This window comes from Acidithiobacillus sp. HP-2, assembly GCF_015100155.1.
In the GTDB taxonomy this organism is placed as follows: domain Bacteria; phylum Pseudomonadota; class Gammaproteobacteria; order Acidithiobacillales; family Acidithiobacillaceae; genus Acidithiobacillus.
The window spans coordinates 127,191-152,875 of the sequence record NZ_JACKZA010000004.1 but is presented as its reverse complement, the minus strand read 5'-3'; the positions used below and the strand labels follow the sequence as shown (position 1 = coordinate 152,875).

Genomic DNA, 25,685 nt, shown 5'->3' with positions numbered 1-25,685 from the left:
TTTCAGCGTAGCTCCAACTCACTGACACCGCCACCCCCCTGCTCGGGACGGGCCATACGCCACTGGATGATGCGCGGATCCTGATGGGCAAATTCCCTGACCATTTCAGCCAGGACGCCATTGCCTTTACCATGCAGCACCTCAATGTGCTGGCGACCGGAAGCCATGGCGCCATCCACATGGCGGCACAAAGCCTGCCAGGCATCTTCGCGCAGCTGACCACGCAGATCGAGACGCCACGGATGGTTTTCTGGTGAAGCATACTGAGCACTCCCCTTTTCCTTGGGTATTTCCAGTGCGGAATCCGCGCGGAACTGCTCCAGGGGAATCCACACCTGCTTGCCGCGCAACTGAATTTGCAGACGTTGCCGGGCAGCATCCACACGGACAATCTGGGTGACCTGGCGGAGGGGCAGAAACAAGCCCTTGCTGCCGACTGCGGGCAAATCCACTGACACGGCTTCGACCATCTGAAAAGGCGTATCCAACTGCTCCAGTGCCGCACTGGCCGCCTGGGTATCCCGTCCAGACTTGAGCGCGGCGATGGTTTTCCGCACTTCACTGCGGGCATTCTGCAGCAATTGCGTCCACTCATTGCGAGCCTGTTCAGCGGCCCGCTCCCGATCCTGACGTGCCGCATCCAGTTCACGCTGCAAACGTTTCGCCGACTTGTCAGCTTCCATCCGCGCCTGCGCCGCTTCATCCATGGCCTGTTGTGCCGCGCGCAACAGGCCTTCCCGTTGTGCTTCCCAGCGTTCCCAGTCCTCACGATCATCCGCGTACAGGGCTTCGGCCCGCAGCACCAGCGCTTCGGGCATGCCAACCCGACGCGCAATGGCCAAACCCTGACTGGCACCACCTACTCCCCATTGCAGACGATAGGTCGGGGCAAGACGTTCTGCGTCAAAGCCCATACCTGCCAAAGCTACGGCAGCGCGGCTGAGCGCATAACGTTTCATGATTTCCTGATGACTGGTGAGCACCGTACAGGCTTGCGCCGACAGAAGCGCCTCAGCCACGGCCTGGGCCAGGGCACCCCCTTCGCGGGGATCCGTTCCATTACCCAGCTCATCCAACAGCACCAGGCTGTGTTGATCAGCCTGCTCCAGCACCCTGCGCAAGCGACTCACCTGTGCCGAAAAAGTAGACAGGTCAGTACGAATATCCTGAGTGTCACCGATAACCGCAAAGCCTTGCCGAAAATATCCCAGACGACCTTCAGCCGCCACCGGCATACCTAAATAGGCCATCAGATGGTTTAACCCCAGAGCCTTGAGCAGTGCCGTTTTGCCACCCGTATTGGGTCCGGTAATCACCAGTTGATGATGGCTTTCGCCCAAAGCCAGAGGATTACCAACCACCTGACCCGGATGCTGCATACACAGCAGGGGATGACGTAAATTGTGCAGATCAAAGGCCGGGCGATTATCCACCTGAACCAGCGTACCCTGATAATCCTTGCCCAGTTCCAGGGCGGCGCGGACTCCATCCAGCCGTCCGATATACTTTAAGGCGCGACGCATGGACGGCACCTGCTGGCATACGGCCGCACTCAAGGCCCGTAGCACCTTTTCCTGCTCCAGACGTTCGGCCTGGCGGTCCTGCACCAACTGGTTATTCAGGTCTACCGCCGTTAGGGGCTCCACAAAAAGGGTTTCACCACTCGCCGAACGATCATGCACAATAACCTTGATACGGCCTTTGTGGCTGGTTTTCAGGGGCAACACATAGCGGTCATTACGCTGGACAATCAGCTGATCCTGCCAGTAATCCTGCCAGTCGGGATTACGTAAAAATCCCTGCAAAAAGCGTTGTATTTCAGCGCGCCCCTGGCGTAACTGCCGGCGAATGGCGCTTAATTCTGCACTGGCAGCATCCAGAAGTTCACCCTCATCATCCAGGGCCTGCTGCAGATGCCGCAGCAGCGGCAGTGAAGGCTCCAGGTCTGTTGCCCATTCCGTCAGCGTATCGTTGACTTCCCGCAAGGCCGAGGCATAGTGCTTCTGGCCATGCAAAACCCCGGTTATCTGCTGCAACTCGCGGCCGCTCAGGATAGCGCCGGGGCGCTCAAGCAGATCCAGCAGGGAACGAATGTCCGGGAGAATGTGGATGGGCAACGAAAAGCCGGCGGCAGATCGTTCCGCCAGCGCAAGCGCCAGATTCTGGCGCTGCTGAATTTCAGCAAGGCTTACCCAGGGGGTGAGGTTTTCTACATAATGCTGCCCATAGTCATGGGCACATCTGACCAGCCAGGCGGCACAAATAGCTTCCAGATCTAGGGCTCTGGAAAAGCTGTCCTGCCGGGGAGCCGCCCCTGCCACAGCGCTTTTCATCCGTTATTCAGGCGCGCCTTTACTTTTTCCGCAACCAGTGCCATGTCAGCCCGGCCCAGCAATTGCGGTTTCAGGCTGTTCAACACCTTACCCATATCTTTGGGACCGCTGGCGGCGGTGTTTGAAACCGCTTCGGCAATCAGGGCATCAATGGCTTCCATACTCAGAGGCTCGGGGAGATAAGCGGAAAGAATGACAATTTCTGCTTCTTCCTTATCGGCAAGATCTGGGCGATTTCCCGCTCTGAACTGACTGGCAGAATCTTTTCTTTGCTTGATCAGTTTTTCGACGATACCCAGAACCTCGGTATCGTCCAACTCGCGGCGATCGTCCACCTCACGTTGCTTGATCGCTGCCTGAAGCATGCGAATAGTGGTAAGACGATCAGACTCACGAGCGCGCATCGCCGCCTTCATGTCCTCCTGAAGACGTTCGCGTAAAGACATGCTTCAGTACATCCGAACCAGACGCATGGACTGACGGCGCATCCGCTTCAAAGCCCGCTTGCGCGCAGCAGCAGCCTTGCGCTTACGCTCTTCGGTGGGCTTTTCATAAAACTCGCGACGACGGACTTCCGTCAGGACTCCGGCCTTTTCACAGGAGCGTTTGAAGCGCCGCAACGCCACTTCGAAAGGTTCATTTTCTTTAACACGAACAGTTGGCATAGAAGGTTTCTGACCTCATCAAAAATAAAAGCTTAGCGAGAAAGGGGCAGAGTATAGGCAGATCAACGGCGCGAGTCAAAAAGAAACCACGCTCAGCAGTCGTTGTAAAAAACACGAAACTATAGTTGCATCTGCTTGACACGGCGATCAAAAAGAATGCTAATATGGGAAATCATAAAAACTCTTTTAGATATAGAATATTAGATTACAATGTTGGAGTGATTGTGGTCTTTGATTTCAGGGGATACCCATGCGAACGGAAGTGAGAGAATTAAACGAAGCATTACCCGATGTCTCGCTGGCTATTGATCCGCCCCCCCTGGCTGATTTTATGGAAGGCGATCAGAGCAGTCCCTTTCTCACTCAGGATCAGGAACTACAACTCATCCGCCGCCTGCGTCAGGGAGACGACTGCGCCAGAGCCACCCTGATTTCTGCGCACATGCCTCTGGTCAGAGCGGTTGCCCGGGCTTACCGAAACAAGGGTCTCAGTCAGGAAGACCTGCTTCAGGAAGGCTACATGGGTTTATTGCGTGCCGCAGACCGCTTCCGGGAAGGTCTTGGTACCCGTTTTTCCAGCTATGCCACCTGGTGGATTCGGGAAGCCATGCAACGTGCTCTCATCCGCTCCCGCTTCATCCGGCTGCCGGACTATCTGGCAAAATCGCTGCACGCCTACCTGCAGCGAGGTGAAGATGAAACCGAATCGACAGAAGACGTCCGGCGCGAGCAACGCCGGGAAGCCCTGGGGGTGCGTGAAAGTACCATGCGCGCTCTGGATTTTGCCGATATTCGTGTCTGCTCGCTGGATGAAGAATTTACCGATGGCCCCAGTCGGGTTGAACAGGTGCCTGGCGATACCGCCAGCCCCGACATGGACTACGACCGTGAGTCCATCTGCAAGGCACTCCGGGAGCATCTGGCGGAACTGAATGAAAAACAACGGGAAGTGATGATCTTCCGCTACGGCATCCATGGAGATGCGCCCATGACGCTGGAAGCCGTGGCTGAACGTATGGGCGTCAGCCGTGAGGCAGTCCGCCAGTTACAGGTCAGAGCCCTGACCCGACTGCGTCAATCACTTTCTGATAGCGGCTGGGGTGCCTGACGTTCCTGCAGCATAGCCAACAGACGCCGCAGAGCATGGGCGCGATGACTCACCTGATTTTTTTCTGCCAATGTCCATTCAGCCGCACTTCGCGCACCGCCTAGTGGCCAGAATAACGGATCGTAACCAAAACCCCCTTCCCCCTGAAGGGTTTTACCAATAGTTCCCATCCAGAATCCCTGAGCCACAATGGGGGCAGGGTCGTCGGCTGACTCCATAAAGACCAGGCAGGCAACATAATAGGCTGCACGCGATGCTCCGTCTAAAGCACGCATCTGTTCAAGTAAGCGCTGATTATTTTCGGCATCCGTCGCGTCGGAACCGGCGTAACGGGCTGAAAACAATCCCGGTGCACCTTGCAAGGCTGGCACACAAAGGCCTGAATCTTCCGCAAGCGCGGCCATCCCTGAGATAGCCGCGGCATGACGGGCCTTCAGCAAGGCATTTTCCACAAATGTGCTACCGTTTTCTTCAGCACCTATAATGCCCTGCTCGTCCTGCCCATGGACGATGTAGCCGTGCGCGTTGAGCAGTGTCCGCATTTCCCGGATTTTGCCGGCATTGCTGCTGGCCAGCAGGATGGGCTTCAAGGCAAAGCCTCAGGAATTTCCTCACGTTGACGAGCAATCAGATCACGAATCCCTTGCCGCGCCAGCGCCAGCATGGCGGCCATTTCCTGATCACTGAAAACCGCGCCTTCAGCAGTACCCTGCACTTCTACAAAAGCGCCGGCACCCGTCATGACCACATTCATGTCCACTTCAGCGTGACTATCTTCAGCATAATCCAAATCCAGTACGGCCTGCCCCTGATACATCCCGACGGAGATGGCGGCTACCCAGTCGCGCAACGGATTACCCTGCACTTTTCCGTTTTGGCGCAGGGTCTGCAGCGCATCGGCCACCGCCAGACAGGCACCCGTGATGCTGGCTGTACGCGTGCCGCCATCCGCCTGCAAAACATCACAATCCACCCAGATGGTGCGCTCACCCAAGGCCTGCAAGTCGACGGCTGCACGCAGGCTGCGCCCGATCAGCCGCTGAATTTCATGCGTCCGACCCGAGATTTTTCCCTTGGCCGATTCACGCTGCATCCGATCCTGAGTCGCTCTGGGCAACATACTGTACTCTGCCGTCACCCACCCCTTCCCCGCCCCACGCAAAAAAGGCGGAACCTTTTCTTCAATACTGGCGGTACACAACACCTTGGTATCCCCGCAGGCCATCAGTACAGAGCCTTCGGCGTGTTTGGTAAAATTGCGGGTAATTTCTATCGGGCGCAGAGCGTCTGCCATTCTTCCACTGGGTCGATTCATTTGCGGATACTCATCATGACGGAGGATGAGCGCATTGTAGACCTGTCCTTCTTTCACCATAACCCCCTATAATGCAGTCGTACCCCCAGGAACGAGGAGCGCCTCATGTCTGCCATCGCGCATGTCGAAATCACCCAATTTCTGAAGCAGCACCATCTGGCTCAGTCACTCACCATTGCTGAAATTCAGACTCTGGCGGAATACGTGACTCATGCCCAGTTTCGCGCCGATCAGGTCATTGCCGAATGGGGCACGTTGGGTGAAGCCCTATTTTTCTGCGTCAAAGGAGAAATGGCCATTATTCACCATACCGCCGACGGCGATGAAATGGAGGTCGTGCGGGTCAAGGAAGGAGAAATGGCAGGAGAAATGTCTTTTTTTGACCGGCAACCACGCAGCGCGCGCATCCTTGCCAAAAGCGAAGACACCCAGGTTCTGGTCCTGACTCGCGCCCGTTATCAGCGACTGAAAGTAGAGAAACCTTACATCACGGTCAACATTCTGGAACAGGCTATCATCAGCCTGGACCACCTGTTTCGGAATCTTTCCCAGAATTATACGGATTTTTCAACTTACATTTACGGCAAGGGCAAGCACTAGGCTCCGCTACGCCGCTGCAACAGGTGATGAATGCGCCGCAAACGTTCGAGGGGGTCCTGCAGCAGAAGCAGATCCTGTTTTTCTTCTGGAGAAGCAGGCAATGCCTGAGCGAGCACCATACCTGCAGTACTGGCATCCAGGTCCCGGGCCGCTTCTTCACCCAGCAATTCCTTCAAAATGGCGCGCAGGGTATCGTCTTCCCGGCGCATGGGCACTACCGGCTCCTCCGGCCAGTAGTGCACCGAGGCCATAGCCAGAGCCCCCGCATAATGCCAGTCCTGAATACTGAAGCGTCGCTGCCCCTCCACCTGAATTTCCAGAACCCCTGGCTCACCACCCCAATCCACTATTCGCGCCAGTGTTCCTACCCGTTCCGGCTCCGCATGACCATCTCCCCGAGAGTGCGTCAAACAGATTCCAAAACCATGATCATTGCGCAGGGAGCTGCTGACCATGTCCAGATAACGGGGTTCAAACACTCTCAATCCGACTAAGGCCTTGGGAAAAAGTACGGTTCGGAGTAAAAATAGGGGTATTGTATGCGTATCCGTCACTATGCTGTTCCTCTCACGAGTATTCATGAATCCCAGCCTGAAACCATCCTCCACGTTCTCACTATATGTACATTTGCCTTGGTGTAAAGCCAAGTGTCCTTATTGTGACTTCAATTCACATGCAGCAGACCATATTCCTGCAGCGCGTTATGCTCGCGCCCTGATTGCTGATCTGGATCGGGAACTGCCACGCATCTGGGGGCGACGTCTGCACAGTATTTTTATCGGCGGGGGCACTCCCAGCCTGTTTCCACCGGAAATCATCAACCAGCTGCTTTCCGACATCCGGGCCCGCCTGCAACCCCTGTCTGCCATGGAGGTGACCCTGGAGGCTAATCCCGGCGCCATTGAAGCCGCAGCATTTGCTGATTTTCGTGCGGCCGGGGTTACCCGTCTGTCTCTGGGGATCCAGTCTTTCAATGATGTGCACCTGCAACGCCTGGGACGCATTCATGATGCTACTGCAGCCCATCGGGCCGTAGAAAAAGCCATTGCTGCGCAATTTGCCAGCTTTAATCTGGATCTCATGTTTGCCCTGCCCGGCCAGAGCACTGCTGAAGCCCTGGCAGACCTGAACGCGGCTTTAAAATATAAGCCTCCCCATTTATCCCTTTACCAGCTTACTCTGGAAGTCGGCACCCCCTTTGCCAGCCATCCTCCGGCCCATCTCCCTGACGAGGATACTGCTGCGGATATGGAAAATATTTTACGCAGTGAACTGGACCATCACGGTTTGGGTCGCTACGAAATCTCCGCGCATGCCCGCCCTGGACAGAAATGTCAGCATAACCGCAATTACTGGCTATATGGAGACTATCTGGGAATTGGCGCCGGGGCTCATGGCAAAATCACCCAGGTGGAAGGCATCTGGCGCAGCCGCAAACCCAGCCGACCCGAGAGTTACATGACCGACGCGCTCAGTGATATGGAAACCCTGGGAGAATACACCCCGGTTCCACCAGCAGAACGCCCCTTTGAATTCATGCTGAATGCCCTGCGGCTGACCGAAGGTTTTTCAAGCCGTCTGTTTACTGAATGCACCGGCCTGGACAGCCTGCTGATTGAGCCACAGATTCGCCGTGCCCGCCGCGAGGGTTTACTGTATGCCGATACCGAAATAATCCGGCCCACCGCCCGGGGAATGAATTTTTACAATGAATTGTGTGCCCGCTTCATTCCCTGAATGGGCAATACTATTCCCGGCCCATCGCCTCAGCTTCATGACCGGTAATGGAACCATCCTTGAACAAATATTCACGCAACTCTTTATCCAAACGCGGCATTTTACGGCGCAACCACTCCAGTACCATGGCCGCGTGCTCAATTTCTTCATCCCGATTGTGTTCCAGCACTTTTTTGAGCTGGAGATCATTGCAGGCATCCGCGCGCTGCTGGTACCAGTCTACCGCCTCAAATTCTTCCATCAGCGAGGATATCGCCCGATGAATATCCAGCGTATCACTGGACAGAGACTCCAAAGGCTCGTGCATTGTTTCATGTGCCATCTTGAGATCCTTTAACGATGAAATATCCTTCCAAGCATAGCCCAAAGCGTTCACTAAACCCAAGTGACACCAGACCGGGAGAAATGCGCCATGAATTGGCAAGACTCCTGTCCAAAGCAGGACTGTGCTCGCGGAGCATGGCCGCCGATTGGATTCGGGCCGGCAAGGTAACCGTCAACGGGCAGATCATTTACGAGCCGGAAGCCCGTTTTTCACTTCGCGATGCCCGGATTTCCGTGGCGGGACAACGCCTGACCGGACAGGCTCGCAAGGTGCTGATGCTGCATAAACCCCGGGGCGTTGTCAGTACCCGCGCCGATGAAAGAGGACGGCCCACCGTTTATGATTTACTGCCCTCCGACCATTGGCTGGCACCCATAGGACGTCTGGATCAGGCCAGCTCCGGGTTATTGTTATTCAGTAACGATCCAGAATGGGCCCAGATTCTGCTGAATCCTGATCAGCACGTCAGCAAAACCTACCACGTGCAAATCCGCCCTCCTCTTCCTGCCGAAGTTTTTCGGCACATTGCCCAGCACTCCAGCCTGGACGGCAAGCCATGCCTACCCATGCAAATTCGTGAGCTGCGCTGCGGAGGAAAAACCCAATGGCTGGAAATTGTCCTTCAGGAAGGGCGTAACCGGCAGATTCGTCGCCTGCTGCAAGGCGCCGATGCGGAAGTGTTACGCCTGATTCGAGTAGCTGTAGGAGATCTGCTTTTGGGCAGTCTGTCCAGTGGACAGTGGCGCTGGCTGAGCCCGGACGAAGAAAGACTTTTGGTACCCTGAGCAGAGTATATTAGATATTTATTATATTGACATAGTCATAATATCCATGTATGTTAGTTATACCTTATTTACTGATGGAGAACGATCATGGAAATGGAACAGGAATTTGAAATGATTGCCTTGGTTTACCAGCTGGAAGAAGCCGGTTACTGCTTTGCAGACGTTTCTGATGAAGATCTATACCAGGCATTTATGAACAATCAGGATCTGCGGGATCTGGCGGTTCCCCGTGCCGCCTGATCATTTTTATCCTCCACAACCGGCCCTTTATGGCCGGTTTTTTTTGGTCTGAACAACGGCGTGCCCGGCGCCGGTTTTGAGGCCTTCCCTGCTGCTTAACCGCTCTATCAGCTGCTCTTGCGAGCAAGCATATTCCTCTCTATACTGACCGAACGGTCGGTATCTGACAGATTATCATTCCCCATCAAGGAGCCCAACTGGTGGCGCAAGAGCAGTCTACATCCCGTCTGGTCATCACCGTGGCGGTCATGCTTGCAGTAGTGATGCAGGTTCTGGATCTCACCATTGTCAATGTGGCACTGACCTATATGCGTGGCTCCCTGCAGGCCAATAGCGATCAGATCACCTGGGTGCTCACCGCTTATATGGTGGCCAACGTCATTGTACTCCCCCTTACCGGCCTTCTGGTGGAACGTTACGGACAACGCAACATCATGCTTTGGAGTGTAGTGGGATTCGTGATTTCTTCGGCTCTATGCGGACAATCCCACAGTCTTACCGAGATTGTCCTCTGGCGCTTTCTTCAGGGCATTTTCGGGGCGTCCCTGGCACCTGTCGGGCAAACCATCATGCTCGGAGCCTATCCGGCCAATAAACGCGGTCAGGCCATGGCGATTCTCGGTATGGGCATCATGCTGGGACCGATTCTGGGACCGACTCTGGGTGGTTATCTGACGGACACGCTCAGTTGGCGCTGGGTGTTTTACGTCAACATTCCCTTTGGGATTCTCGCCTTTTTACTGATGCAAAGCGTGCCGGACGGCGGCAAAAGCGCAAACCCCCGGCCCGTGGACTGGACTGGATTTGCGCTGATGGCCCTGGGTTTGGGGTCTCTGCAAGGCATTCTCAGCCTCGGGGATCAGGATGACTGGTTCAGTTCACAAACCATCATCATCCTGACTTTGATTACCATCCTTGGGCTGCTCTTTTTTGTGTGGCGTTCCCTGAGTGTCAAGCATCCGGTTGTCGACTTGCGGCTCCTCAAAGACCGCAATCTGGCTATTGGCAGCATGGGAATCGGCATATTCGGTCTCGCCCTGTTTGGCACCATGGTGATTTTGCCCATCATGCTGGAGACTTTGATGCACTATGAGGCCTTTACGGCCGGACTGGCTATGGCGCCTCAAGGAATCGGCGCAATGCTGGCGATGATGCTGGCTGGCCGCCTGCTCGGCAAGGGGATCAATCCCCGCGATATTGTGCTGGTCGGTATTGTAATCGGCGCTTTTGGAACCTACCTCACCACCCTTTACAACCTCAATATCAATATACAGTGGGTGATCTGGCCCAGCTTTATTCGCGGCATAGGCTTTGGCCTGGTGACTATTCCCCTGTTTACCCTGGCTTTTACAACCCTCAAGAAATCACAGCAGGCAGAGGGGTCGGGAATTTTCAATTTGATGAGAACCCTCGGTGGCAGTGTCGGCATCGCTATTGTGTCTACCGTCATGAGTCAGGAAACACAAGTGGGCTGGAACCAGATGAGTAAGTTCATCAACCCCTTCAATCCGGCGTTTCACCAATATCTGGCAGCGGCTGGGATGACCCAGAATCCGACTACCTGGCAGATTCTGGGTAATGTTGTTCTGTATAATCAGGCCAACATGCGCGGCACCCTCGATGCATTTGTGCTGGTATTTTACGGTTTTCTGGTGATGATTCCGCTGATTTTATTTCTCAAGAAGCCAGCTCCAGAAAAGGGAGAAAATACTCCGCCACCCGTACAGGAGTAACCCTGAAACGGTGGTGGGCCGGGAAGCTTTTTGCGCCAACGTCCCTTGCCTGCTGTTCCAAGGCTCATCCTGCTGTCAGGAGAGAACTCGCCCTGTGGGCTCAGACAGCTCTCCTGACGGGCGCAGGATTTCACCAAGAACAACAACGGCGCGGGCCAAAGTCGCGGCAAAGCTTCCCGGCCCACCGCCGTTTCAGGGTGCCGAGGTTTTTTCCAGATGGGGTACGGCAGGCAGCCAGAGCGTTCTGGCAAAACCCCAGTCGAGCAATTTGAGACTTTGCCAGGAGGCCTTCCAGAAACCACGGTTTTCATCGGTAAATGAAGGAACCCCCAGAATCACGGCAATGAGTTGCACTCCATTTTGGGTGCCCGTAGCCACCAGGCAATGACCAGCAGCGTCGGTATAACCGCTTTTCATGCCGGTGATGAAAGGCACACGACCTACCAGCAAGTTAGGATTGGGACTGGTAATGCCTGCGTAAGTGAAATTCTCATGATTGAAAAAATGCATATATTGCGGAAAGTCCGTCATGATTCGCCTGGTGAGAATAGCGATATCATAGGGACTGGCGGTGTTATTGGGATGGGGAAGGCCGTCCGGATCAAAATAGGTTGTCGATAACATACCGATTTTACGCGCCGTCTGGTTCATTTCATGCACAAAGGCCGGGACACTGCCAGCCACCAGATGCGCAGCTTCAACGGCAGCGTCGTTTCCTGAAGGAACTGTCATTCCCAAAATCATCTGGGCTACTGAAAAGCGCAATCCGGGATGCATGAACATGCTGGAACCACCGGTTTCCAGTGCTGCCTGACAGGGTACAAACTCCTGGTGCAACTGCAACCCACCAGCGTGAATGTCCTTAAACAGCAGATACAAGGTCATGAGCTTGGTAATGCTGGCAATTGCATAGGGTTGGTAAGCATTTTTAGCGGCGATGATGGCACCGGTTTGGGCATTCATCAAAATATAAGCGCGGGCATCAATGGGCGGCAAACCACTGCTGTTGGTATTGGCGCGGGCAGCAGGAATACCCAAAATGAACGTCCATCCCAATATAAACAGGCCCAGGAACCATAAATGAAGCCGGTAGGAACGATATGTGATCGGTGCAGTATTTGCAGATGGATGCGGCAGCATGGGTTAGCCCTCCCCCTTAACGGGATGCAAGGTTAAAGCAATTTCTCAGGATAGTTTCATATTAGGCTATTTTTTCTGAAATGCCTATATGTGCGCAGTTGCTTGGAAGCGGGGCATTCCCAGCATCTGGAAGACACTCCTCAAAACTTATAGACTGGTCGGTATGAACTTACACGCGTCCCTTTCTTATGCCACCCTCATCCATTCCCCCCTCCTCTGGGCCATCGCCGGATTCATTATTCTCCTGGCTTTTTACGTCCGGGCAGTGATCGGATTTGGTTCCGGGCTAATTTCCGTGGCCTTGCTCACGCTTATATTTCCCATCAAGGAAGTCGTGCCAGTCGTATTGCTTCTGGATCTGCTCGGTTCAGTATTACTGGGTGCCTATGATTTTCGGGAAATGCGCTGGCCGGAGTTACGCTGGCTGATCCCCGGCAGCATCATTGGTCTGGCAATCGGTTCTTTCATACTGGCTGATACCAATGCCCAAAATCTGACCCGATTCCTCGGTGTATTCATTCTCGCCTACGTGGTGTACGCCCTTGCCATGAAGCCCGATCGTCTGCCGCGCATCAGTCTGCCCTGGGGCACACCGCTCGGTATATTTGGGGGAGTCGTGGGCAGCCTCTACGGTGGGGGTGGACCACCTATCGTCGCCTACCTGCAAATGCGGCATCTGGACAAACGCGCTTTTCGCGCCACTTTTCAGGGGATTGCGCTCACAGACAATGTGTTGCGCGGGTTCATGTATGTAGCCCTGGCGCTGTTGACCTGGCAGCTGGCCATAGGTTTTTTAATGTTGATTCCGCCAGTTTTGCTGGGTCTCTGGGCGGGTAATCGTTTACACCTACGTATCAACCAACGCGCTTTTTTATTAGGCACATTGGGATTACTGACCGTAGTCGGCCTGAAATACCTTATTTAACGCATCGAGCGACAAGGAGACCACATGACTTTACGCAGCATGGAAGAACTCAGGCAGCAGGCTCAGGGCGCACAATCCCTGAATATTGCTTTCATAGGTGTCGTCAATGGACTGTTCAGTGCCCTGCACCAACTGCAGAAGGCTGATTCCCGACGTCTCGCTCAGCAAGCGGGCATGGACGAAGGATACGTCACCCGCTGGTGCGATGCTGCTTATGCTTTTGGCTGGCTGGAACTGAATTCCGACGATCAGTGGCAACTCAGCGCAGATGGCGACAGCATGCGCCCCGAGGCTCCGGGTAGCCGCATGGCAACAGCTATTGGTTCGGTCCTGTCGGCACATATGGCTGAACGCGCCGCAGGACTGATGCGCACGGGCGAACGTCCGGGTGAAAAAGTACTGGCGGAACGGGAAACCATTCTGCCCTGGTTTGGGCTGATGCTGGAAAACAATTTCCGCAAGACTTTTGAAGAAAAAATCTGCCCGCAGGTTCCCATATTTGCCGAAGTAGATGCCCGGGGTGGTCTTGCTGTGGATCTCGGTTGCGGAAATGGCTGGTATTTACGGGCACTGGCACAGCGCTGCAACCATTTGCGGGGCCTAGGTTTGGATGGTTTTGCGGAAAATGTGCGACAGGCCCAGGAAACAGCCCAACAGGAGGGTCTGGGTGACCGTCTGCACTTTTCGGAGGGCGACATCCACGCGTTTTCTCTGCCAGAACCGGCAGATCTGATTGCCATGAATCGTGCCCTTCACCATGTCTGGGAAAAACGTGGGGCCATTTTTGACAAACTGCGCAGCAATCTCAAAGCAGAAGGCGCCGTAGTCATTTGGGAACCCGCATGGCCAGATGATCATCGTCGCCTGCGCGAAGCACCCTTGCGGGGCATGGCTTACCAGAATCTCACCGAGCATGTCCAAGGGAATCATTTCCTGCATCCTGAGGAAATCGCCAGCGCCTTAAAAGAAGCCGGACTAAGGCCAGAAATTTTCCCGTTTGGCAGCGATGTAATGGTGGTGGGGCGCTGCTGAGCAGCAAAAACTGACACCTAGCCCTGCCAGCAGTTTACAAGCATTGCATTCCGCGAGGCTTCTCTTTATCCTTTGCGCTCATGGGGCGGTAGCTCAGCTGGGAGAGCGTCGCGTTCGCAATGCGAAGGTCGGGAGTTCGATCCTCCTCCGCTCCACCAACATTCCAAAGCCCGGACATGCTCCGGGTTTTTTTACGCCCGCGAAGGGCCAGCAGTGGCAGGGCTTCACGGGCGCTGCGAATTTTCGGAAATTGCCGTCGTGTCTTGGTAGTATTACAATCGCGGATACCGTAATACGTCAGGAGTCATCAAATGGCAACCACACTCACCAGCAAGGGACAGGTCACCATCCCCAAGCAGATTCGCGACGCACTGAATCTCGCGCCGGGCTGCTCTGTTGATTTCGCGGTCAATCGCGAAGGCGATGTCGTTATTCACAAGGTCGGTGCCCGGCCCAGCCGCAAGCCGGATCGCTTCGAGATAGCCCGTGGCAGGGCCGACGTAAAGTGGCGCACCGATGAATTGATGGCCCTGCTGCGCGGTGAATAACTGATGCTGCTGGTCGATACCAATGTGCTGGTCGACGTTCTGGAGGACGATCCGGAATGGGCGGACTGGTCCATCGGCCAGCTACGGGCGCAGTCCAAAATTCATCGCCTGGTCATCAATCCGATCATCTATGCCGAACTGTCGTTGACGTTCTCGACGGTCGAAGCCCTGGATCGCACTGTCGCTGAACTGGGTCTGACGATGCTCGAGATTCCCCGGCCCGCGCTGTTCCTGGCTGGCAAGGCCTTCGTGCGCTACCGCCGGCAGGGAGGAAAGAAAAACAACGTGCTTGCCGACTTCTTCATCGGCGCCCATGCTGCCGTGGCTGGCTGCCCCGTGCTGACCCGTGACAGGCAGCGATACTCCACATATTTCTCCGGGGTCAGTCTGGTAAGCCCGGCATCCGGAACGGGCAAGCAATGAATTCAAAAAATCATGCTGGAAACTTGCCGACATTGTTTAAGTACGAAAATGAGGTTTGTAATACTTGGTAACTCTCGACTACGCCACCCTTGACGGTCTGCGTAACCATCACCCCGCATGGCGCCTGTTGCGTTCAGATCATGCACCGCTGATAGCAAGCTTTTTGCATCGGGTATTCGTAGTGCCCAATGAGCGGGTGATGGCAGCGGCGGATTTGGCCGAAGCACTGGAAGATGAGTTGTATGCCCTACGCCTGCATATGGGCGAGGCTGCATTCCCCAAACCTGCACTGGAATACCTGAACGACTGGGCAGAACCCGATAAGGGCTGGCTGCGCAAGTTCTACCGCACGGGCACGGACGAGGCGCAGTTTGATCTGACCCCGGCTACCGAAAAGGCTATTGCCTGGTTGACGCAACTCAGTGAACGGCAATTTGTCGGAACCGAATCGCGCTTGCTTACCCTCTTTGACCTGCTCAAGCAGATGAGCGAGGGCAGCGAAGCCGACCCTGCCAAACGCATTGCCGAGTTGCACAAAAAGCGTGACGGCATTGATGCCGAAATTGCAAGGGTGCTGGCGGGCGAGGTATCACTGCTGGATGACACGGCAGTGAAGGACCGTTTTCAGCAATTCATGCAGGGCGCACGCGAGTTACTCACCGATTTTCGTGAGGTGGAGCACAACTTCCGCCAGCTGGACCGCCGCGTGCGTGAACGCATTGCGCTATGGGAGGGCAGCAAAGGGGATTTGCTGGAAGACATCATGGGTGAGCGCGATGCTATTGGTGATTCCGACCAGGGCAAGAGTTTCCGTGCCCTTTGGGATTTTCTGTTATCCAGCCGTCGGCAGGAAGAATTGACCAATCTGCTGGATCAGGTACTGGCACTACCCGCTGTGGCGGAACTGAACCCGGACACCCGGACTCGCCGGGTACACTACGACTGGATGGAAGCTGGTGAACAGACCCAGCGTACCGTCGCCGCCTTGTCCCAGCAATTACGCCGCTTTCTGGATGACCAGGCCTGGCTGGAAAACCGCCGCATCATGGATATTTTGCATGGTATTGAAAGCAAGGCACTGGCGCTCCGCAGCATCGCTCCGACCGGCACGGTGATGGAAATGGCTGCGGCCAGCGCGGATGTTGTGCTGGCGATGGAACGGCCACTGTTCACTCCGGCCAGCAAACCAATGATTACCGAAATCATCCTCCAGGCTGGCGATGAAAACATTGATCCCTCCAGGCTTTTTGAACAGGTCGTCGTTGATAAGGCCCGGCTAACCCGTCATATTCGCAACACTTTGCAAAACCACACCCAGATCAGCTTGCGCGAACTGGTCACTAATCAGCCCTTGCAACAAGGGCTAGCTGAATTAATTGCCTACCTGCAGTTGGGCAGTGAAGTATTCAGCAGCGTAGTGGATGAAGACACGACTGAATCCATCCACTGGCAGACAACAGATATGGAAGGGCAAACACTTATTCGCAGCGCGCGACTACCCCGCGTGATTTTCATGCGCTGAACAAGCATCGAGGCAAGAAATGGAAGTGGAATATTTGAACATAACCCAGGCTACACCGGCTGCTCCGCCTGCTGACTTGTCGGTGCTGTTGATTGGCCTGCTCAAAGGTGTGCTCTATCGTGAAAATGACGAACGCCAATGGGCCGCACTGTTGCAACTGCAAGCGCGGGTGCGTGATTATGTGGGCGTGCTCAATCTCGACCTGGTACTGGATGAGGCTGAAGGCTATGCCTTCCTGAAAAGCCGCCCCGAACCGACTGCGGATGACCCCTCCCCGCGCTTACCCCGTCTGGTGGCCCGTCGGCCATTATCTTTTGCCGTCAGTTTACTGCTTGCCTTGCTGCGCAAAAAACTGGCCGAGTTTGACGCTGGTGGGGGCGACACGCGACTGGTCCTGTCCCGCGATAACATCGTGGATCTGGTGCGGGTATTTCTGCCCGATGGCCCGAATGAAGCCAGGCTGATTGACCAGATTGAAACCACCATCAACAAAGTCGTCGAACTGGGCTTTCTACAAAAACTCAAAACGGCCAGTGGTGCTACCGCTGGACCAGCCAATTATGAAGTGCGACGTATTCTGAAGGCCTTTGTAGACGCTCAATGGCTAGCCGAACTGGATGAACGTCTGGCCAGTTACCAGGAGCAACTGGCTGGCACGACCGGCAGCAGGGAAGAAACTGATCATGAATGAGCCACAATTATTGGACCTCGACTTCTGTGCTGATGACACCCTGTCAGGATTCCGGCTGACCAGGCTGGAAGTGTTTAACTGGGGCACCTTTGACAGCCGGGTCTGGACGCTGCAACTGGATGGCAAAAACGGGCTGCTGACCGGCGATATCGGTTCGGGTAAATCCACCTTGGTGGATGCCATCACTACCCTGCTGGTACCTGCCAACCGGGTTGCCTACAACAAGGCAGCCGGAGCAGACAACAAGGAGCGCACCCTGCGCTCTTATGTGCTTGGGCATTACAAATCCGAGCGCAATGAGATTACCGGAGCAGCCAAACCAGTGAGCCTGCGGGACCAAAATAGCTACTCCGTCATTCTCGGCGTATTCCAGAATGCCGGCTATGCCCAGACGGTGACACTGGCTCAGGTGTTCTGGATGAAAGACTCCCAGGGGCAGCCCGCACGGTTTTTTCTGGGCGCGGAAGGGGCGCTGTCCATTACCGCCGACTTCGCCCAATTCGGATCGGACATCGCTCAATTGCGCAGAAATCTGCGCGCCAAGGGCGCAGAATTACAGGACAGCTTTCCTCCCTATGCGGCATGGTTTCGTCGACGTTTCGGTATTGAAAACGATCAAGCGCTGGAATTGTTCCACCAGACCGTATCGATGAAATCGGTAGGTAACCTGACGGACTTCGTCCGTAGCCATATGCTGGAACCCTTTGCAGTTGACCAGCGCCTGCAAGACTTGATCAGTCACTTTGATGATCTCAACCAGGCCCATCAGGCTGTACTGAAAACCCGCCAACAGGTGGAGCTACTCACGCCGCTGATCGCAGACTGCGTTCGCCACAAGGCCATGCAGGCTGAGGCCGACAGCTTGCGGGCCTGCCGGGAAGGTCTGCGCTCCCATTTTGCTGGCCTGAAACTCGGACTGATCGACAAACGCCTGAGTTCGCTGACAGAAGACTGGGATCGGGTGGATGCCCAGATACAAAAACTGAGCGCGTTACATGAAGCGCACGGTCAGCAAGTGGATGAACTGAAGCAGGCCATCAATGCCAACGGTGGAGATCGACTGGAATGGCTGTCCAGCGAAATCCACAAGAAAGAGAAGTCGCGGGATGTACGCAAAGCCAAGGCTGCCCGTTATGCGGAACTGACCGCCGTACTGGGCGAAGCACCCGCCAACGAGGCCGCCGACTTCGCCGTACAACGGGGCAAGTATCAAAGCTGGCGGGAGGAAACCCGCAACAGCGCTGCCGACCTGCAAAACACCCTCACTGAATATGGCGTAACCATGCGCCAGGGCAAGCAGGAACATGCCCAACAAAGCCTGGAAATCGACAGCCTCAAACGGCGGCGCAGCAACATCGATGATCAACAGATCCAGATTCGTGATGCCCTATGTGCGGCTTTGAATCTGAATGTGGATGACATGCCTTTCATCGGTGAGTTGATCCAGGTGCGTGACGATGAACGCGATTGGGAAGGCGCAGCCGAACGCTTGTTACGCGGCTTCGGTCTGGCGCTGCTGGTGCCGGATGTACATTACAAGGCAGTGGCAGAGTGGGTGGATGCGGCCCATCTGCGTGGCCGCCTGGTGTACTTTCAGGTGCGCGCACGCAAGACCTCTGAACTGCCGGACCTGCACCGGGATTCCCTGGTCCGCAAACTGACCATCAAGCCCGACTCGCCCTATTATGACTGGCTGGAGCGCGAACTGGCCCATCGCTTTGATGTGGCCTGCTGCAGTACGCAAGAGCAGTTTCGCCGTGAAACACGTGCCATCACTCGCGCGGGGCAGATCAAAGACCCAAGTGGCCGGCATGAAAAGGACGACCGTCACCGCATTGATGATCGCAGCCGCTATGTGCTGGGCTGGAGCAATACTGCGAAGATCGCCGCACTGGAAGCCAGACGTCGCCAGCTTGAGGCGCAACTGGCTGAAATTGGCAGTCAGATTGCGTCCATCCAGAAAGAACGTGATGTGCTCAATGATCGTCTTGATGCCCTGACCCGTCTTGAGGAATTCACTGCCTTTGATGAACTGGATTGGGCCAGCGTCGCCACCGAGATCGCCCAGCTGGTGGATGAGCGCCAGCGGCTTGAATCCGCGTCGGATGTGCTCAAACAGCTCAACGACAACCTGCATACCCTGCTGAAAACGCAAAAAGAGACGGGGGAAGCGCTGCAGGCAGCCCGCGAAAAACGTGCCAAAGTAGAGCAGCGGCGCGCCGATGCGCAAGCGTTGCGTCAGCAAACCGAAGCACTGCTGCAGGATATGAGCATCGACGACAGCTTGCAGGCAAAGCTCGAAACCATGCGCTCCGCAGCACTGGGTGAGCACCAACTCAGCATTGAGTCTTGTGATAATCGTGAGCAGGATCTACGCAAATGGCTGCAGGACCGACTCGATGCCGAGCAAAGGCGACTGGCAAATCTTGCTGAGAAAATCATCAAGGCCATGGTTTCCTTCAAAGAGCAGTTCAAACTCGAAACCGCCGAGATCGATGCGAGTCTTGATGCGGCTTTTGAATATGAAAACCTGCTGACCCAGTTGAATCGTGACGACCTGCCGCGTTTTGTGACGCGCTTCAAAGAACTGCTCAATGTCAACACCATCAACGAAATTGCCAATTTCAATGCCCAATTGGCCCGCGAGCGTGAAACCATCAAGGAACGTATTGCCCATATCAACCAATCGCTGGGCGAGATCGACTACAATCCCGGCCGTTACATCGTGCTTGAATCACAGCCCAGTCCCGATGCAGAAATCCGCGATTTCCAGCAGGAATTACGCGCTTGCACCGAGGGTACCGTCACCGGTTCGGACGACAACCAGTATTCCGAGGCCAAGTTCCTGCAGGTCAAAACCATCATCGACCGCTTCCGGGGCCGAGAGGGTTTGTCGGAGCAGGATCGACGCTGGACCAGCAAGGTTACCGATGTACGTAACTGGTTCCTCTTCGCTGCCAGTGAGCGCTGGCGGGAAGATAACAGCGAGCACGAGCATTACTCGGACTCCGGCGGTAAGTCGGGCGGACAAAAGGAGAAACTGGCCTATACCATCCTGGCAGCCAGTTTGGCCTATCAGTTTGGCCTGGAATGGGGCGCAGTGCGTTCCCGTTCTTTCCGTTTTGTGGTCATTGATGAGGCCTTCGGGCGTGGTTCAGATGAATCTGCCCAATATGGCCTGAAATTATTCCAGCAACTCAACCTGCAACTATTGATCGTGACTCCGCTGCAGAAAATCCACATTATCGAACCCTTTGTTTCCAGTGTGGGATTCGTTCATAACGAGGGCGGGCGATCCTCGCAGCTCCGCAATCTCTCCATTGCAGAATATCGGGCGCAGAAAGCCGCCATGACCGCCCAATCTGTGCAGGTGTCAGTGCCGTGACCTGGACTGACCCGCAGCAATTGAAAAAGCAGTTGATGCGGCTCTGGGAACGCGGAGAACTGTTGCGGGACGCAGTGACCGGCAGGGAGCGTTTTCCTTTACGCCTGGCTCTCAAGACCCCCAACTCGGCGGACATCACCAATCATTTTGAGGCAGTGCGCGCCTGGGCCACCGAATTGGCATCGACCAAATTCGTGCGGGTGGAGTGGCAGGCGCTTCGCCATCACGTTCAGGGCACGCAGAACCTGCCAGCTAGCGTGTGGGTCGAGACATTGGAAGATGCCCTGAATTGCCTGGGCAAGCGCAAAGATTGGGACCGCTTTATGGAGCAGGTTTCCGTCACCCGGCAAACCCATCCCGCCTTGCTGCCCTGGCTGGAAAGACGTCCTCTCCAGGCGCTGGCGCTGTCCAGCGATTGGCCCCGACTGTTGGCAGTGCTGACCTGGCTGGTCGAACATCCCCGCCCGGGCATCTACTTGCGGCAGGTGGATTTACCAGGCGTACACAGCAAATTCATCGAAAATCATCGCGGAGTGCTCACCGAGTTACTCGACCTGGCCTTACCGACAAATGTGGTGGACGCCAGCAAAACCGGAATCAGCCAGTTCGCCGCCCGCTATGGCTTCCTGGAAAAACCGACGCGCATTCGCTTTCGCGTGCTGGACCCCAATATTTGTCTTTTGCCCGGTTCGTCATCACCCGATGTGACGCTGGATGCGGACAGCTTCAGTCGCCTGGATCTCGCTGTGCAGCGGGTATTCATTACGGAAAATGAGACCAACTTCCTGGTCTTCCCACCAATGCATCATGCCATCGTGATTTTTGGTGCAGGTTATGGTTGGGATGCACTGGCTCGTAGTCATTGGCTTAACAAATGCAAAATCCATTATTGGGGAGATATTGACACCCATGGTTTTGGCATTCTGGATCAGCTTCGCGGCCACTTTGACCATGTGGATTCTTTCCTGATGGACAGGGCCACGCTGGATGCCCACGCTGCCTTGTGGGGCTGTGAGGACAAGCCCTTGCGGATTGACCTGCACCGACTCACAAGCGCAGAGCAATCCCTCTACGATGACCTGCGCGACGCGCACATTCGCCCTGGACTCAGATTGGAACAGGAACACATCGGTTTCCAGTGGCTGACTGACCACCTTCAACAGCTGGATGACATGACCACGCCCAATCCTGACACTTCCCCCAGTTAATCTTAGCCTGATCATCCTACCAACTACCCACCCCCCTCCCCCTGTGGCAAAATGTCGCAAAAGGAGCATTCATGAACCCCACAGATTCCCATTCCAACAGCCATCTTCTCAATATTAATGGGGTACAGCGTCACCTTCCCCTGTTCAAGGTACAGCCGGATTTAGCCATTGCTGTCCTCAATATTCTTGGTGATACCGAGCTCACCGAAGCTGCGGCTGCCGCCCTTCAACAGCGCATGGCGGATATTGATTTTGATGTGATTGTCACCGCAGAAGCCAAGAGCATTCCACTGGCTTATGCACTGTCCGTGCATAGCGGTCGCCCCTATGTGGTGCTTCGCAAAAATTACAAATCCTACATGGGTGAGGCGTTATCGACCGAGACACTGTCCATTACCACCGGCAAAACCCAGACCCTGTATCTGGATGCCAAGGACCGCGCGGCGATTCAGGGCAGGCAGGTAGCCCTGGTGGATGATGTGGTGAGTACCGGCTCTACTTTGGCGGCCATGCGCACGCTAATGGCTCAGGCTGAAGCCGAAGTCGCTGTCGTCGCCGCCATTTGCACCGAGGGCAATGCAGAGCAATGGGCAGAAGTCATCGCTCTGGCCCACCTGCCCGTTTTTCCACTAAGCGCCTGAACACATTCCCATGAAAAATGATGCCGTACACGTACTGACGCTGCGCCAGCGTTGTGATCTTGAGTTGCTCCTGACGGGAGCTTTTGCACCACTGAAAGGCTTTTTGGATCAGGCCAACTGGCAATCGGTGGTGGAAAATATGCGCCTTCAGGATGGGACACTCTGGCCCATTCCCGTCGTGCTGGATGTAGAGGATGCGCTGGGCACTACTTTGCGCGCGGGTGACCGTTTGCGCCTGGAACGCAGCGACGGCACACCACTCGCCGCCTTGACGGTCTCGGAGTGTTATCAACCAGACAAAAAACTGGAGGCCGAGGCGGTTTACGGCAGCGCGGACAGAAACCATCCCGGGGTAGCAGAACTGTTTGGCCGGGGTTCCTGGTATGTGGGAGGTGCTGTCACACCTTGGGATGCCCAGACGCTCAGCCGTGCTGCAGCGGTAGAATTTCCGCCAGAATATCAGACTCCCGCGCAGTTGCGCGCACAGTGGACGGAACAGCATCCGGTGGTTGCCTTCCAGACCCGCAATCCTCTGCACCATGCCCACATTGCCGTCACCCGGGCCGGTCTTGAACAGGCCGGAACCGGTGCCAAACTCTTGCTGCACCCCGCCATCGGGCCCACCAAACCCGGAGACATAGAGGCCGCCTATCGCATGCGGGTGTATCGCGCCGTTCTGGATCATTATCCGCAGGGGCGGGCACTGCTTTCCCCCCTGCCCTTGGCCATGCGGATGGCTGGGCCTCGGGAAGCTCTGTGGCACGCTCTGATCCGGCGCAATTTTGGTGCGACCCACTTCATTATCGGGCGGGGCCATGCAGACCCTGGCGCGCCGGTTGGTGGCCTGTTTTATCCCACTTTTGCTGCCCAGGAACTGTTTGCCCGGCACGCACAGGAAATGGGTATTTCCGGCATATTCCTTCCGGAATTCGCCTATTCCCCTACCCGGCAGCAATATGTCCCGGTCAGCGAAGCCAATGGCGAAGCCCTGGCAGGCATCTCGGGTACCGAATTACGCCGCAAGCTCGCCAACCGTGAAGAGATTCCCGAATGGTTTTCCCCCCCGGAGGTGATCAGAATTTTGCGTCAGGCTTATCGTGGCGCGGATCGACGCGGGCTGGTCATCTGGTTTACGGGCCTTTCCGCCAGTGGCAAAAGTACGCTGGCGGGGATGTTGGTGCGACAGCTCGAAGCGGAGGATGAACGTGCGGTAACCATGCTCGACGGCGATATTATCCGCCGTTTTCTGTCCAAGGGCTTAAGCTTCAGTCGCGACGATCGCGATGAAAATATCCGCCGTATTGGTTTTGTGGCCAGTCTGGTCGCACGTCACGGCGGCATTGCGGTGGTAGCAGCCATTTCTCCTTATCGACAGGCACGTGCCGAAGCCCGACGCCTGGTGGAAGAAGCGGGCGGACTTTTTCTGGAGGTACATGTAGCGACACCCTTGGCGCTCTGTGCCGAACGCGACCCTAAAGGGCTTTACGCCAAAGCTTTGCGCGGAGAAATCAAAGGATTTACGGGCGTAGATGATCCCTACGAAGAACCCGAACACCCGGATTGCGTAGTGAATCACGCCCAGCAGGAGCCTGCAGCAGCCCTGGCATGCCTGATGGATTTGCTGCACCGCTCGGGAGCCGTAAGCGACCCCGCAGCCGACCGCTGAATTCGCTCTCCATGGATACACTGCAACTGGCCGCCGCTGCGCAATTTTTCCAGCAACAGCTGGCAGGACAAAGCATTCATAAAATCAGTGCGGCAGCAGGTGGCCTCCACTTGCACACGGGCAAGCAGACCTTGGCCTGCATGGTTCAGCGTACACCGCTGGGGCTCTGGCTGGCACCGGAAAGTGCAGCACCAGAGGAACAACAGGGCCATTGGAGCAACCTTCTTCAGCAGCGGCTCAAAAGCTTTCGGATAGAACGGATTGCCGTTCCCTGGGCTGACCGGATTGTGCGCCTGGACTTCAGCCGAATACATATCAGCAAGCGGGTAGATCAGCTCAGTCTCATTGCCGAGTGTTTCGGAGGGCGCGGCAATCTGGCCCTGCTGGATGCCCAGGAACAAATTCGCTGGGCCTGGCGTTGGGATAGTCTTGATGGACCTGCTGTGCCCCGCTTTCTACCGGGAATTGTTTACCATCCACCAGAATCTGCCCGTCCTTTTGAAGAATCCCGGTCTGATCCGACCATCTGGTTACAGTGTATGGCACCGCGCTATCGCCCCGGCAGCCCTGCAACACAAGCATTCATTCAGGAACAATGGGCTGCGCGTTCAGCTACCAGCTCCTGGTGGCAGGCAAAAACCGAAGCGGGGCAAAATCTGCTTTATCCCCTGCGCTTGCCGGACGGGCCGCCCATGCAGGCCTTATCCCCGGATGTTGCCCTGCAACTCCCTGCCTCCCCCCTTACCCAGGCCCCATCGCCAGCGGAACATGCACTCGCCATAGAAAAAAACCGCCTGCACCAACGCATCCAGAAAATGCGTCACGATCTGCAACAATGGGAAGCCCCAGAATACTATCGGACATTGGCCTTTGCCCTGTTTGCGGTACCGGACGCCATCGCCCGAGTCGCCAGCATTCAGGCTACTGATCATACCCATGGGGATGGCAGGATACTGGAAATCGCTGTCACACCAGGCAAGTCGCTGCACCAGCAAGCCCAGAAATACATGCAGAAAGCCTTGCGCAGCCAACGTGCCGTTCAGAAAATTCAGCAGCGCCTGCAGGACAGTGAAAAGCTGCTCGACGAATTGCTGTCCAGGGGACAGGAGGCACTCCTCCTGACGCAGAGACTTCCGCAAACGCAAAATGCACCCGTTCGACATAAGGACCAGGAGCGAAGCGCGCGCGGGTTGGCAGAGCCCTTTCACCACACGATGATTGCGGGATTCGATATTTTTTGGGGAAATAATGCACGGGAAAATGATCGCCTCACCTTTCGTTTCGCCAAAGACTGGGATATCTGGTTTCATGTGCAGGACCTGGGCGGAAGTCATGTGATTCTTCGCCGGGAAAACACCAGTACCCTGGTCCCGGAACAGGTTATTGCAGCGGCTGCCCGCCTGGCCTTGCAACACAGTCAGTCACGGGCATTCAGTGCCGAAGTGGACTGGACAGAAGTCCGGCATGTGCAACGTAAGCCCGGCGCTGGACCGGGTCAGGTTATTTACCGCCATTTTCAGACTATTCGGGTACGCCGCGACGCGCACGATGAGGGGTGATCTTAAAAACGGCAGTTGCCGTGGGTGCTTTTTGCTCCGTTGTTCCTCGCCTGTTGTTCTAAGGCTCATCCTGCTGTCAGGAGAGAACTCGCCCTACGGGCTCA

General features: G+C 55.7%; 25 protein-coding genes and 1 tRNA gene. 18 read left to right on the top strand and 8 right to left on the bottom strand.

The genetic code is table 11. The features are described from left to right. Nucleotides 1–2: 2 nt before the first annotated feature. Genes H7F11_RS04580 through rpsU form a run of 3 tightly spaced genes read right to left on the bottom strand, consistent with a single transcriptional unit; the run spans nucleotide 3 to nucleotide 2,998 of the window. Nucleotides 3–2,333, bottom strand: coding sequence for an endonuclease MutS2 (locus H7F11_RS04580; protein ID WP_193650759.1), 2,331 nt, complete (start codon nucleotides 2,331–2,333; stop codon nucleotides 3–5). After that, the gene (locus tag H7F11_RS04575) at nucleotides 2,330–2,779 is read right to left on the bottom strand and encodes a GatB/YqeY domain-containing protein (protein WP_193650758.1); all 450 of its coding nucleotides are present in this window, start codon (nucleotides 2,777–2,779) and stop codon (nucleotides 2,330–2,332) included. The genes H7F11_RS04580 and H7F11_RS04575 overlap by 4 nt, the downstream gene beginning before the upstream one ends. Before the next feature lie 3 nt (nucleotides 2,780–2,782). Then, nucleotides 2,783–2,998, bottom strand: a complete 216-nt coding sequence (gene rpsU, locus H7F11_RS04570) for a 30S ribosomal protein S21 (RefSeq protein WP_010636820.1) — start codon at nucleotides 2,996–2,998, stop codon at nucleotides 2,783–2,785. A 250-nt stretch (nucleotides 2,999–3,248) separates the two neighbouring features. On the opposite strand from rpsU, the gene H7F11_RS04565 reads away from it, so the two are divergent. Then, the gene (locus H7F11_RS04565) at nucleotides 3,249–4,106 is read left to right on the top strand and encodes an RNA polymerase sigma factor RpoD/SigA (protein WP_193650757.1); all 858 of its coding nucleotides are present in this window, start codon (nucleotides 3,249–3,251) and stop codon (nucleotides 4,104–4,106) included. On the opposite strand, the gene rdgB is transcribed toward H7F11_RS04565, so the two are convergent. Together rdgB and rph are read right to left on the bottom strand one after the other, a co-directional pair. Continuing rightward, complete coding sequence (gene rdgB / locus H7F11_RS04560; protein ID WP_193650756.1) at nucleotides 4,073–4,696, bottom strand: RdgB/HAM1 family non-canonical purine NTP pyrophosphatase; 624 nt, start codon at nucleotides 4,694–4,696, stop codon at nucleotides 4,073–4,075. The genes H7F11_RS04565 and rdgB overlap by 34 nt on opposite strands. Further along, a complete protein-coding gene (gene rph, locus H7F11_RS04555; protein WP_142089783.1) occupies nucleotides 4,693–5,421 on the bottom strand; it encodes a ribonuclease PH in 729 nt (242 codons plus the stop codon). Before rph ends, rdgB begins: the two co-directional genes overlap by 4 nt. A gap of 105 nt (nucleotides 5,422–5,526) precedes the next feature. Here rph and H7F11_RS04550 point away from each other — a divergent pair, with 105 nt between their 5' ends. After that, complete coding sequence (locus H7F11_RS04550) at nucleotides 5,527–6,021, top strand: Crp/Fnr family transcriptional regulator (protein ID WP_193650755.1); 495 nt, start codon at nucleotides 5,527–5,529, stop codon at nucleotides 6,019–6,021. On the opposite strand, the gene H7F11_RS04545 is transcribed toward H7F11_RS04550, so the two are convergent. Beyond that, a complete protein-coding gene (locus tag H7F11_RS04545) occupies nucleotides 6,018–6,575 on the bottom strand; it encodes an LON peptidase substrate-binding domain-containing protein (RefSeq protein WP_193650754.1) in 558 nt (185 codons plus the stop codon). The genes H7F11_RS04550 and H7F11_RS04545 overlap by 4 nt on opposite strands. Before the next feature lie 25 nt (nucleotides 6,576–6,600). On the opposite strand from H7F11_RS04545, the gene hemW reads away from it, so the two are divergent. Further along, nucleotides 6,601–7,758: a radical SAM family heme chaperone HemW gene (hemW, locus tag H7F11_RS04540; RefSeq protein WP_193650753.1), complete on the top strand. Its 1,158-nt coding sequence runs from the start codon at nucleotides 6,601–6,603 to the stop codon at nucleotides 7,756–7,758. Between the two features lie 10 nt (nucleotides 7,759–7,768). Here hemW and H7F11_RS04535 read toward each other — a convergent pair whose 3' ends face one another. After that, nucleotides 7,769–8,080 carry an encapsulin-associated ferritin-like protein gene (locus H7F11_RS04535; RefSeq protein WP_010642997.1) on the bottom strand — a complete coding sequence of 104 codons (312 nt, stop codon included), beginning with the start codon at nucleotides 8,078–8,080 and terminating at the stop codon, nucleotides 7,769–7,771. Between the two features lie 83 nt (nucleotides 8,081–8,163). Here H7F11_RS04535 and H7F11_RS04530 point away from each other — a divergent pair, with 83 nt between their 5' ends. The 3 genes from H7F11_RS04530 to H7F11_RS04520 all read left to right on the top strand — a co-directional run bounded on the left by H7F11_RS04530 (nucleotide 8,164) and on the right by H7F11_RS04520 (nucleotide 10,841). Then, complete coding sequence (locus H7F11_RS04530) at nucleotides 8,164–8,868, top strand: pseudouridine synthase (protein WP_227485243.1); 705 nt, start codon at nucleotides 8,164–8,166, stop codon at nucleotides 8,866–8,868. Nucleotides 8,869–8,955: 87 nt separating this feature from the next. Then, nucleotides 8,956–9,108: a hypothetical protein gene (locus tag H7F11_RS04525; protein WP_193650751.1), complete on the top strand. Its 153-nt coding sequence runs from the start codon at nucleotides 8,956–8,958 to the stop codon at nucleotides 9,106–9,108. Nucleotides 9,109–9,308: 200 nt separating this feature from the next. Next, nucleotides 9,309–10,841 carry a DHA2 family efflux MFS transporter permease subunit gene (locus H7F11_RS04520; protein ID WP_193650750.1) on the top strand — a complete coding sequence of 511 codons (1,533 nt, stop codon included), beginning with the start codon at nucleotides 9,309–9,311 and terminating at the stop codon, nucleotides 10,839–10,841. Between the two features lie 192 nt (nucleotides 10,842–11,033). Here H7F11_RS04520 and H7F11_RS04515 read toward each other — a convergent pair whose 3' ends face one another. Further along, nucleotides 11,034–11,981 (bottom strand): D-alanyl-D-alanine carboxypeptidase family protein, encoded by a 948-nt coding sequence (locus H7F11_RS04515; protein WP_193650749.1) that lies wholly within the window; start codon nucleotides 11,979–11,981, stop codon nucleotides 11,034–11,036. 163 nt (nucleotides 11,982–12,144) lie between these two features. Here H7F11_RS04515 and H7F11_RS04510 point away from each other — a divergent pair, with 163 nt between their 5' ends. The 12 genes from H7F11_RS04510 to H7F11_RS04455 all read left to right on the top strand — a co-directional run bounded on the left by H7F11_RS04510 (nucleotide 12,145) and on the right by H7F11_RS04455 (nucleotide 25,581). Then, entirely contained in the window at nucleotides 12,145–12,906 is a 762-nt protein-coding gene (locus H7F11_RS04510; RefSeq protein ID WP_193650748.1) for a sulfite exporter TauE/SafE family protein, read from the top strand. Nucleotides 12,907–12,930: 24 nt separating this feature from the next. Then, nucleotides 12,931–13,938 carry a class I SAM-dependent methyltransferase gene (locus H7F11_RS04505; protein WP_193650747.1) on the top strand — a complete coding sequence of 336 codons (1,008 nt, stop codon included), beginning with the start codon at nucleotides 12,931–12,933 and terminating at the stop codon, nucleotides 13,936–13,938. Between the two features lie 82 nt (nucleotides 13,939–14,020). Next, nucleotides 14,021–14,096, top strand: a tRNA-Ala gene (locus H7F11_RS04500). A 153-nt stretch (nucleotides 14,097–14,249) separates the two neighbouring features. Beyond that, nucleotides 14,250–14,486: an AbrB/MazE/SpoVT family DNA-binding domain-containing protein gene (locus tag H7F11_RS04495; RefSeq protein ID WP_010636975.1), complete on the top strand. Its 237-nt coding sequence runs from the start codon at nucleotides 14,250–14,252 to the stop codon at nucleotides 14,484–14,486. A 3-nt stretch (nucleotides 14,487–14,489) separates the two neighbouring features. Beyond that, nucleotides 14,490–14,909 (top strand): type II toxin-antitoxin system VapC family toxin, encoded by a 420-nt coding sequence (locus H7F11_RS04490; protein WP_193650746.1) that lies wholly within the window; start codon nucleotides 14,490–14,492, stop codon nucleotides 14,907–14,909. Between the two features lie 64 nt (nucleotides 14,910–14,973). Beyond that, complete coding sequence (locus H7F11_RS04485) at nucleotides 14,974–16,431, top strand: DUF3375 domain-containing protein (RefSeq protein WP_193650745.1); 1,458 nt, start codon at nucleotides 14,974–14,976, stop codon at nucleotides 16,429–16,431. A 19-nt stretch (nucleotides 16,432–16,450) separates the two neighbouring features. Beyond that, complete coding sequence (locus H7F11_RS04480; protein WP_193650744.1) at nucleotides 16,451–17,122, top strand: DUF4194 domain-containing protein; 672 nt, start codon at nucleotides 16,451–16,453, stop codon at nucleotides 17,120–17,122. Continuing rightward, complete coding sequence (locus tag H7F11_RS04475) at nucleotides 17,115–20,507, top strand: ATP-binding protein (protein ID WP_193650743.1); 3,393 nt, start codon at nucleotides 17,115–17,117, stop codon at nucleotides 20,505–20,507. Before H7F11_RS04480 ends, H7F11_RS04475 begins: the two co-directional genes overlap by 8 nt. Then, a complete protein-coding gene (locus H7F11_RS04470; RefSeq protein WP_193650742.1) occupies nucleotides 20,504–21,715 on the top strand; it encodes a DUF3322 domain-containing protein in 1,212 nt (403 codons plus the stop codon). The genes H7F11_RS04475 and H7F11_RS04470 overlap by 4 nt, the downstream gene beginning before the upstream one ends. A 71-nt stretch (nucleotides 21,716–21,786) precedes the next feature. After that, nucleotides 21,787–22,356, top strand: coding sequence for a phosphoribosyltransferase family protein (locus tag H7F11_RS04465; RefSeq protein ID WP_193650741.1), 570 nt, complete (start codon nucleotides 21,787–21,789; stop codon nucleotides 22,354–22,356). 10 nt (nucleotides 22,357–22,366) lie between these two features. Next, nucleotides 22,367–24,022: a sulfate adenylyltransferase gene (sat, locus tag H7F11_RS04460; RefSeq protein WP_193650740.1), complete on the top strand. Its 1,656-nt coding sequence runs from the start codon at nucleotides 22,367–22,369 to the stop codon at nucleotides 24,020–24,022. After that, complete coding sequence (locus tag H7F11_RS04455; RefSeq protein WP_227485242.1) at nucleotides 23,962–25,581, top strand: NFACT RNA binding domain-containing protein; 1,620 nt, start codon at nucleotides 23,962–23,964, stop codon at nucleotides 25,579–25,581. The genes sat and H7F11_RS04455 overlap by 61 nt, the downstream gene beginning before the upstream one ends. Nucleotides 25,582–25,685 lie beyond the last annotated feature (104 nt).

What these genes read in the sequence shown, in the direction of transcription:
- H7F11_RS04530 (WP_227485243.1), top strand. Translation starts at nt 8,164, where the DNA reads ATGCGCCATGAATTGGCAAGACTCCTGTCCAAAGCAGGACTGTGCTCG.
- H7F11_RS04510 (WP_193650748.1), top strand. Translation starts at nt 12,145, where the DNA reads ATGAACTTACACGCGTCCCTTTCTTATGCCACCCTCATCCATTCCCCC.
- H7F11_RS04515 (WP_193650749.1), bottom strand. Translation starts at nt 11,981, where the DNA reads ATGCTGCCGCATCCATCTGCAAATACTGCACCGATCACATATCGTTCC.
- H7F11_RS04550 (WP_193650755.1), top strand. Translation starts at nt 5,527, where the DNA reads ATGTCTGCCATCGCGCATGTCGAAATCACCCAATTTCTGAAGCAGCAC.
- sat (WP_193650740.1), top strand. Translation starts at nt 22,367, where the DNA reads ATGAAAAATGATGCCGTACACGTACTGACGCTGCGCCAGCGTTGTGAT.
- H7F11_RS04475 (WP_193650743.1), top strand. Translation starts at nt 17,115, where the DNA reads ATGAATGAGCCACAATTATTGGACCTCGACTTCTGTGCTGATGACACC.
- H7F11_RS04505 (WP_193650747.1), top strand. Translation starts at nt 12,931, where the DNA reads ATGACTTTACGCAGCATGGAAGAACTCAGGCAGCAGGCTCAGGGCGCA.
- H7F11_RS04565 (WP_193650757.1), top strand. Translation starts at nt 3,249, where the DNA reads ATGCGAACGGAAGTGAGAGAATTAAACGAAGCATTACCCGATGTCTCG.
- H7F11_RS04465 (WP_193650741.1), top strand. Translation starts at nt 21,787, where the DNA reads ATGAACCCCACAGATTCCCATTCCAACAGCCATCTTCTCAATATTAAT.
- H7F11_RS04480 (WP_193650744.1), top strand. Translation starts at nt 16,451, where the DNA reads ATGGAAGTGGAATATTTGAACATAACCCAGGCTACACCGGCTGCTCCG.
- H7F11_RS04580 (WP_193650759.1), bottom strand. Translation starts at nt 2,333, where the DNA reads ATGAAAAGCGCTGTGGCAGGGGCGGCTCCCCGGCAGGACAGCTTTTCC.
- H7F11_RS04495 (WP_010636975.1), top strand. Translation starts at nt 14,250, where the DNA reads ATGGCAACCACACTCACCAGCAAGGGACAGGTCACCATCCCCAAGCAG.
- H7F11_RS04455 (WP_227485242.1), top strand. Translation starts at nt 23,962, where the DNA reads ATGCCTGATGGATTTGCTGCACCGCTCGGGAGCCGTAAGCGACCCCGC.
- rpsU (WP_010636820.1), bottom strand. Translation starts at nt 2,998, where the DNA reads ATGCCAACTGTTCGTGTTAAAGAAAATGAACCTTTCGAAGTGGCGTTG.
- H7F11_RS04490 (WP_193650746.1), top strand. Translation starts at nt 14,490, where the DNA reads ATGCTGCTGGTCGATACCAATGTGCTGGTCGACGTTCTGGAGGACGAT.
- rph (WP_142089783.1), bottom strand. Translation starts at nt 5,421, where the DNA reads ATGAATCGACCCAGTGGAAGAATGGCAGACGCTCTGCGCCCGATAGAA.
- H7F11_RS04525 (WP_193650751.1), top strand. Translation starts at nt 8,956, where the DNA reads ATGGAAATGGAACAGGAATTTGAAATGATTGCCTTGGTTTACCAGCTG.
- H7F11_RS04575 (WP_193650758.1), bottom strand. Translation starts at nt 2,779, where the DNA reads ATGTCTTTACGCGAACGTCTTCAGGAGGACATGAAGGCGGCGATGCGC.
- hemW (WP_193650753.1), top strand. Translation starts at nt 6,601, where the DNA reads ATGAATCCCAGCCTGAAACCATCCTCCACGTTCTCACTATATGTACAT.
- H7F11_RS04535 (WP_010642997.1), bottom strand. Translation starts at nt 8,080, where the DNA reads ATGGCACATGAAACAATGCACGAGCCTTTGGAGTCTCTGTCCAGTGAT.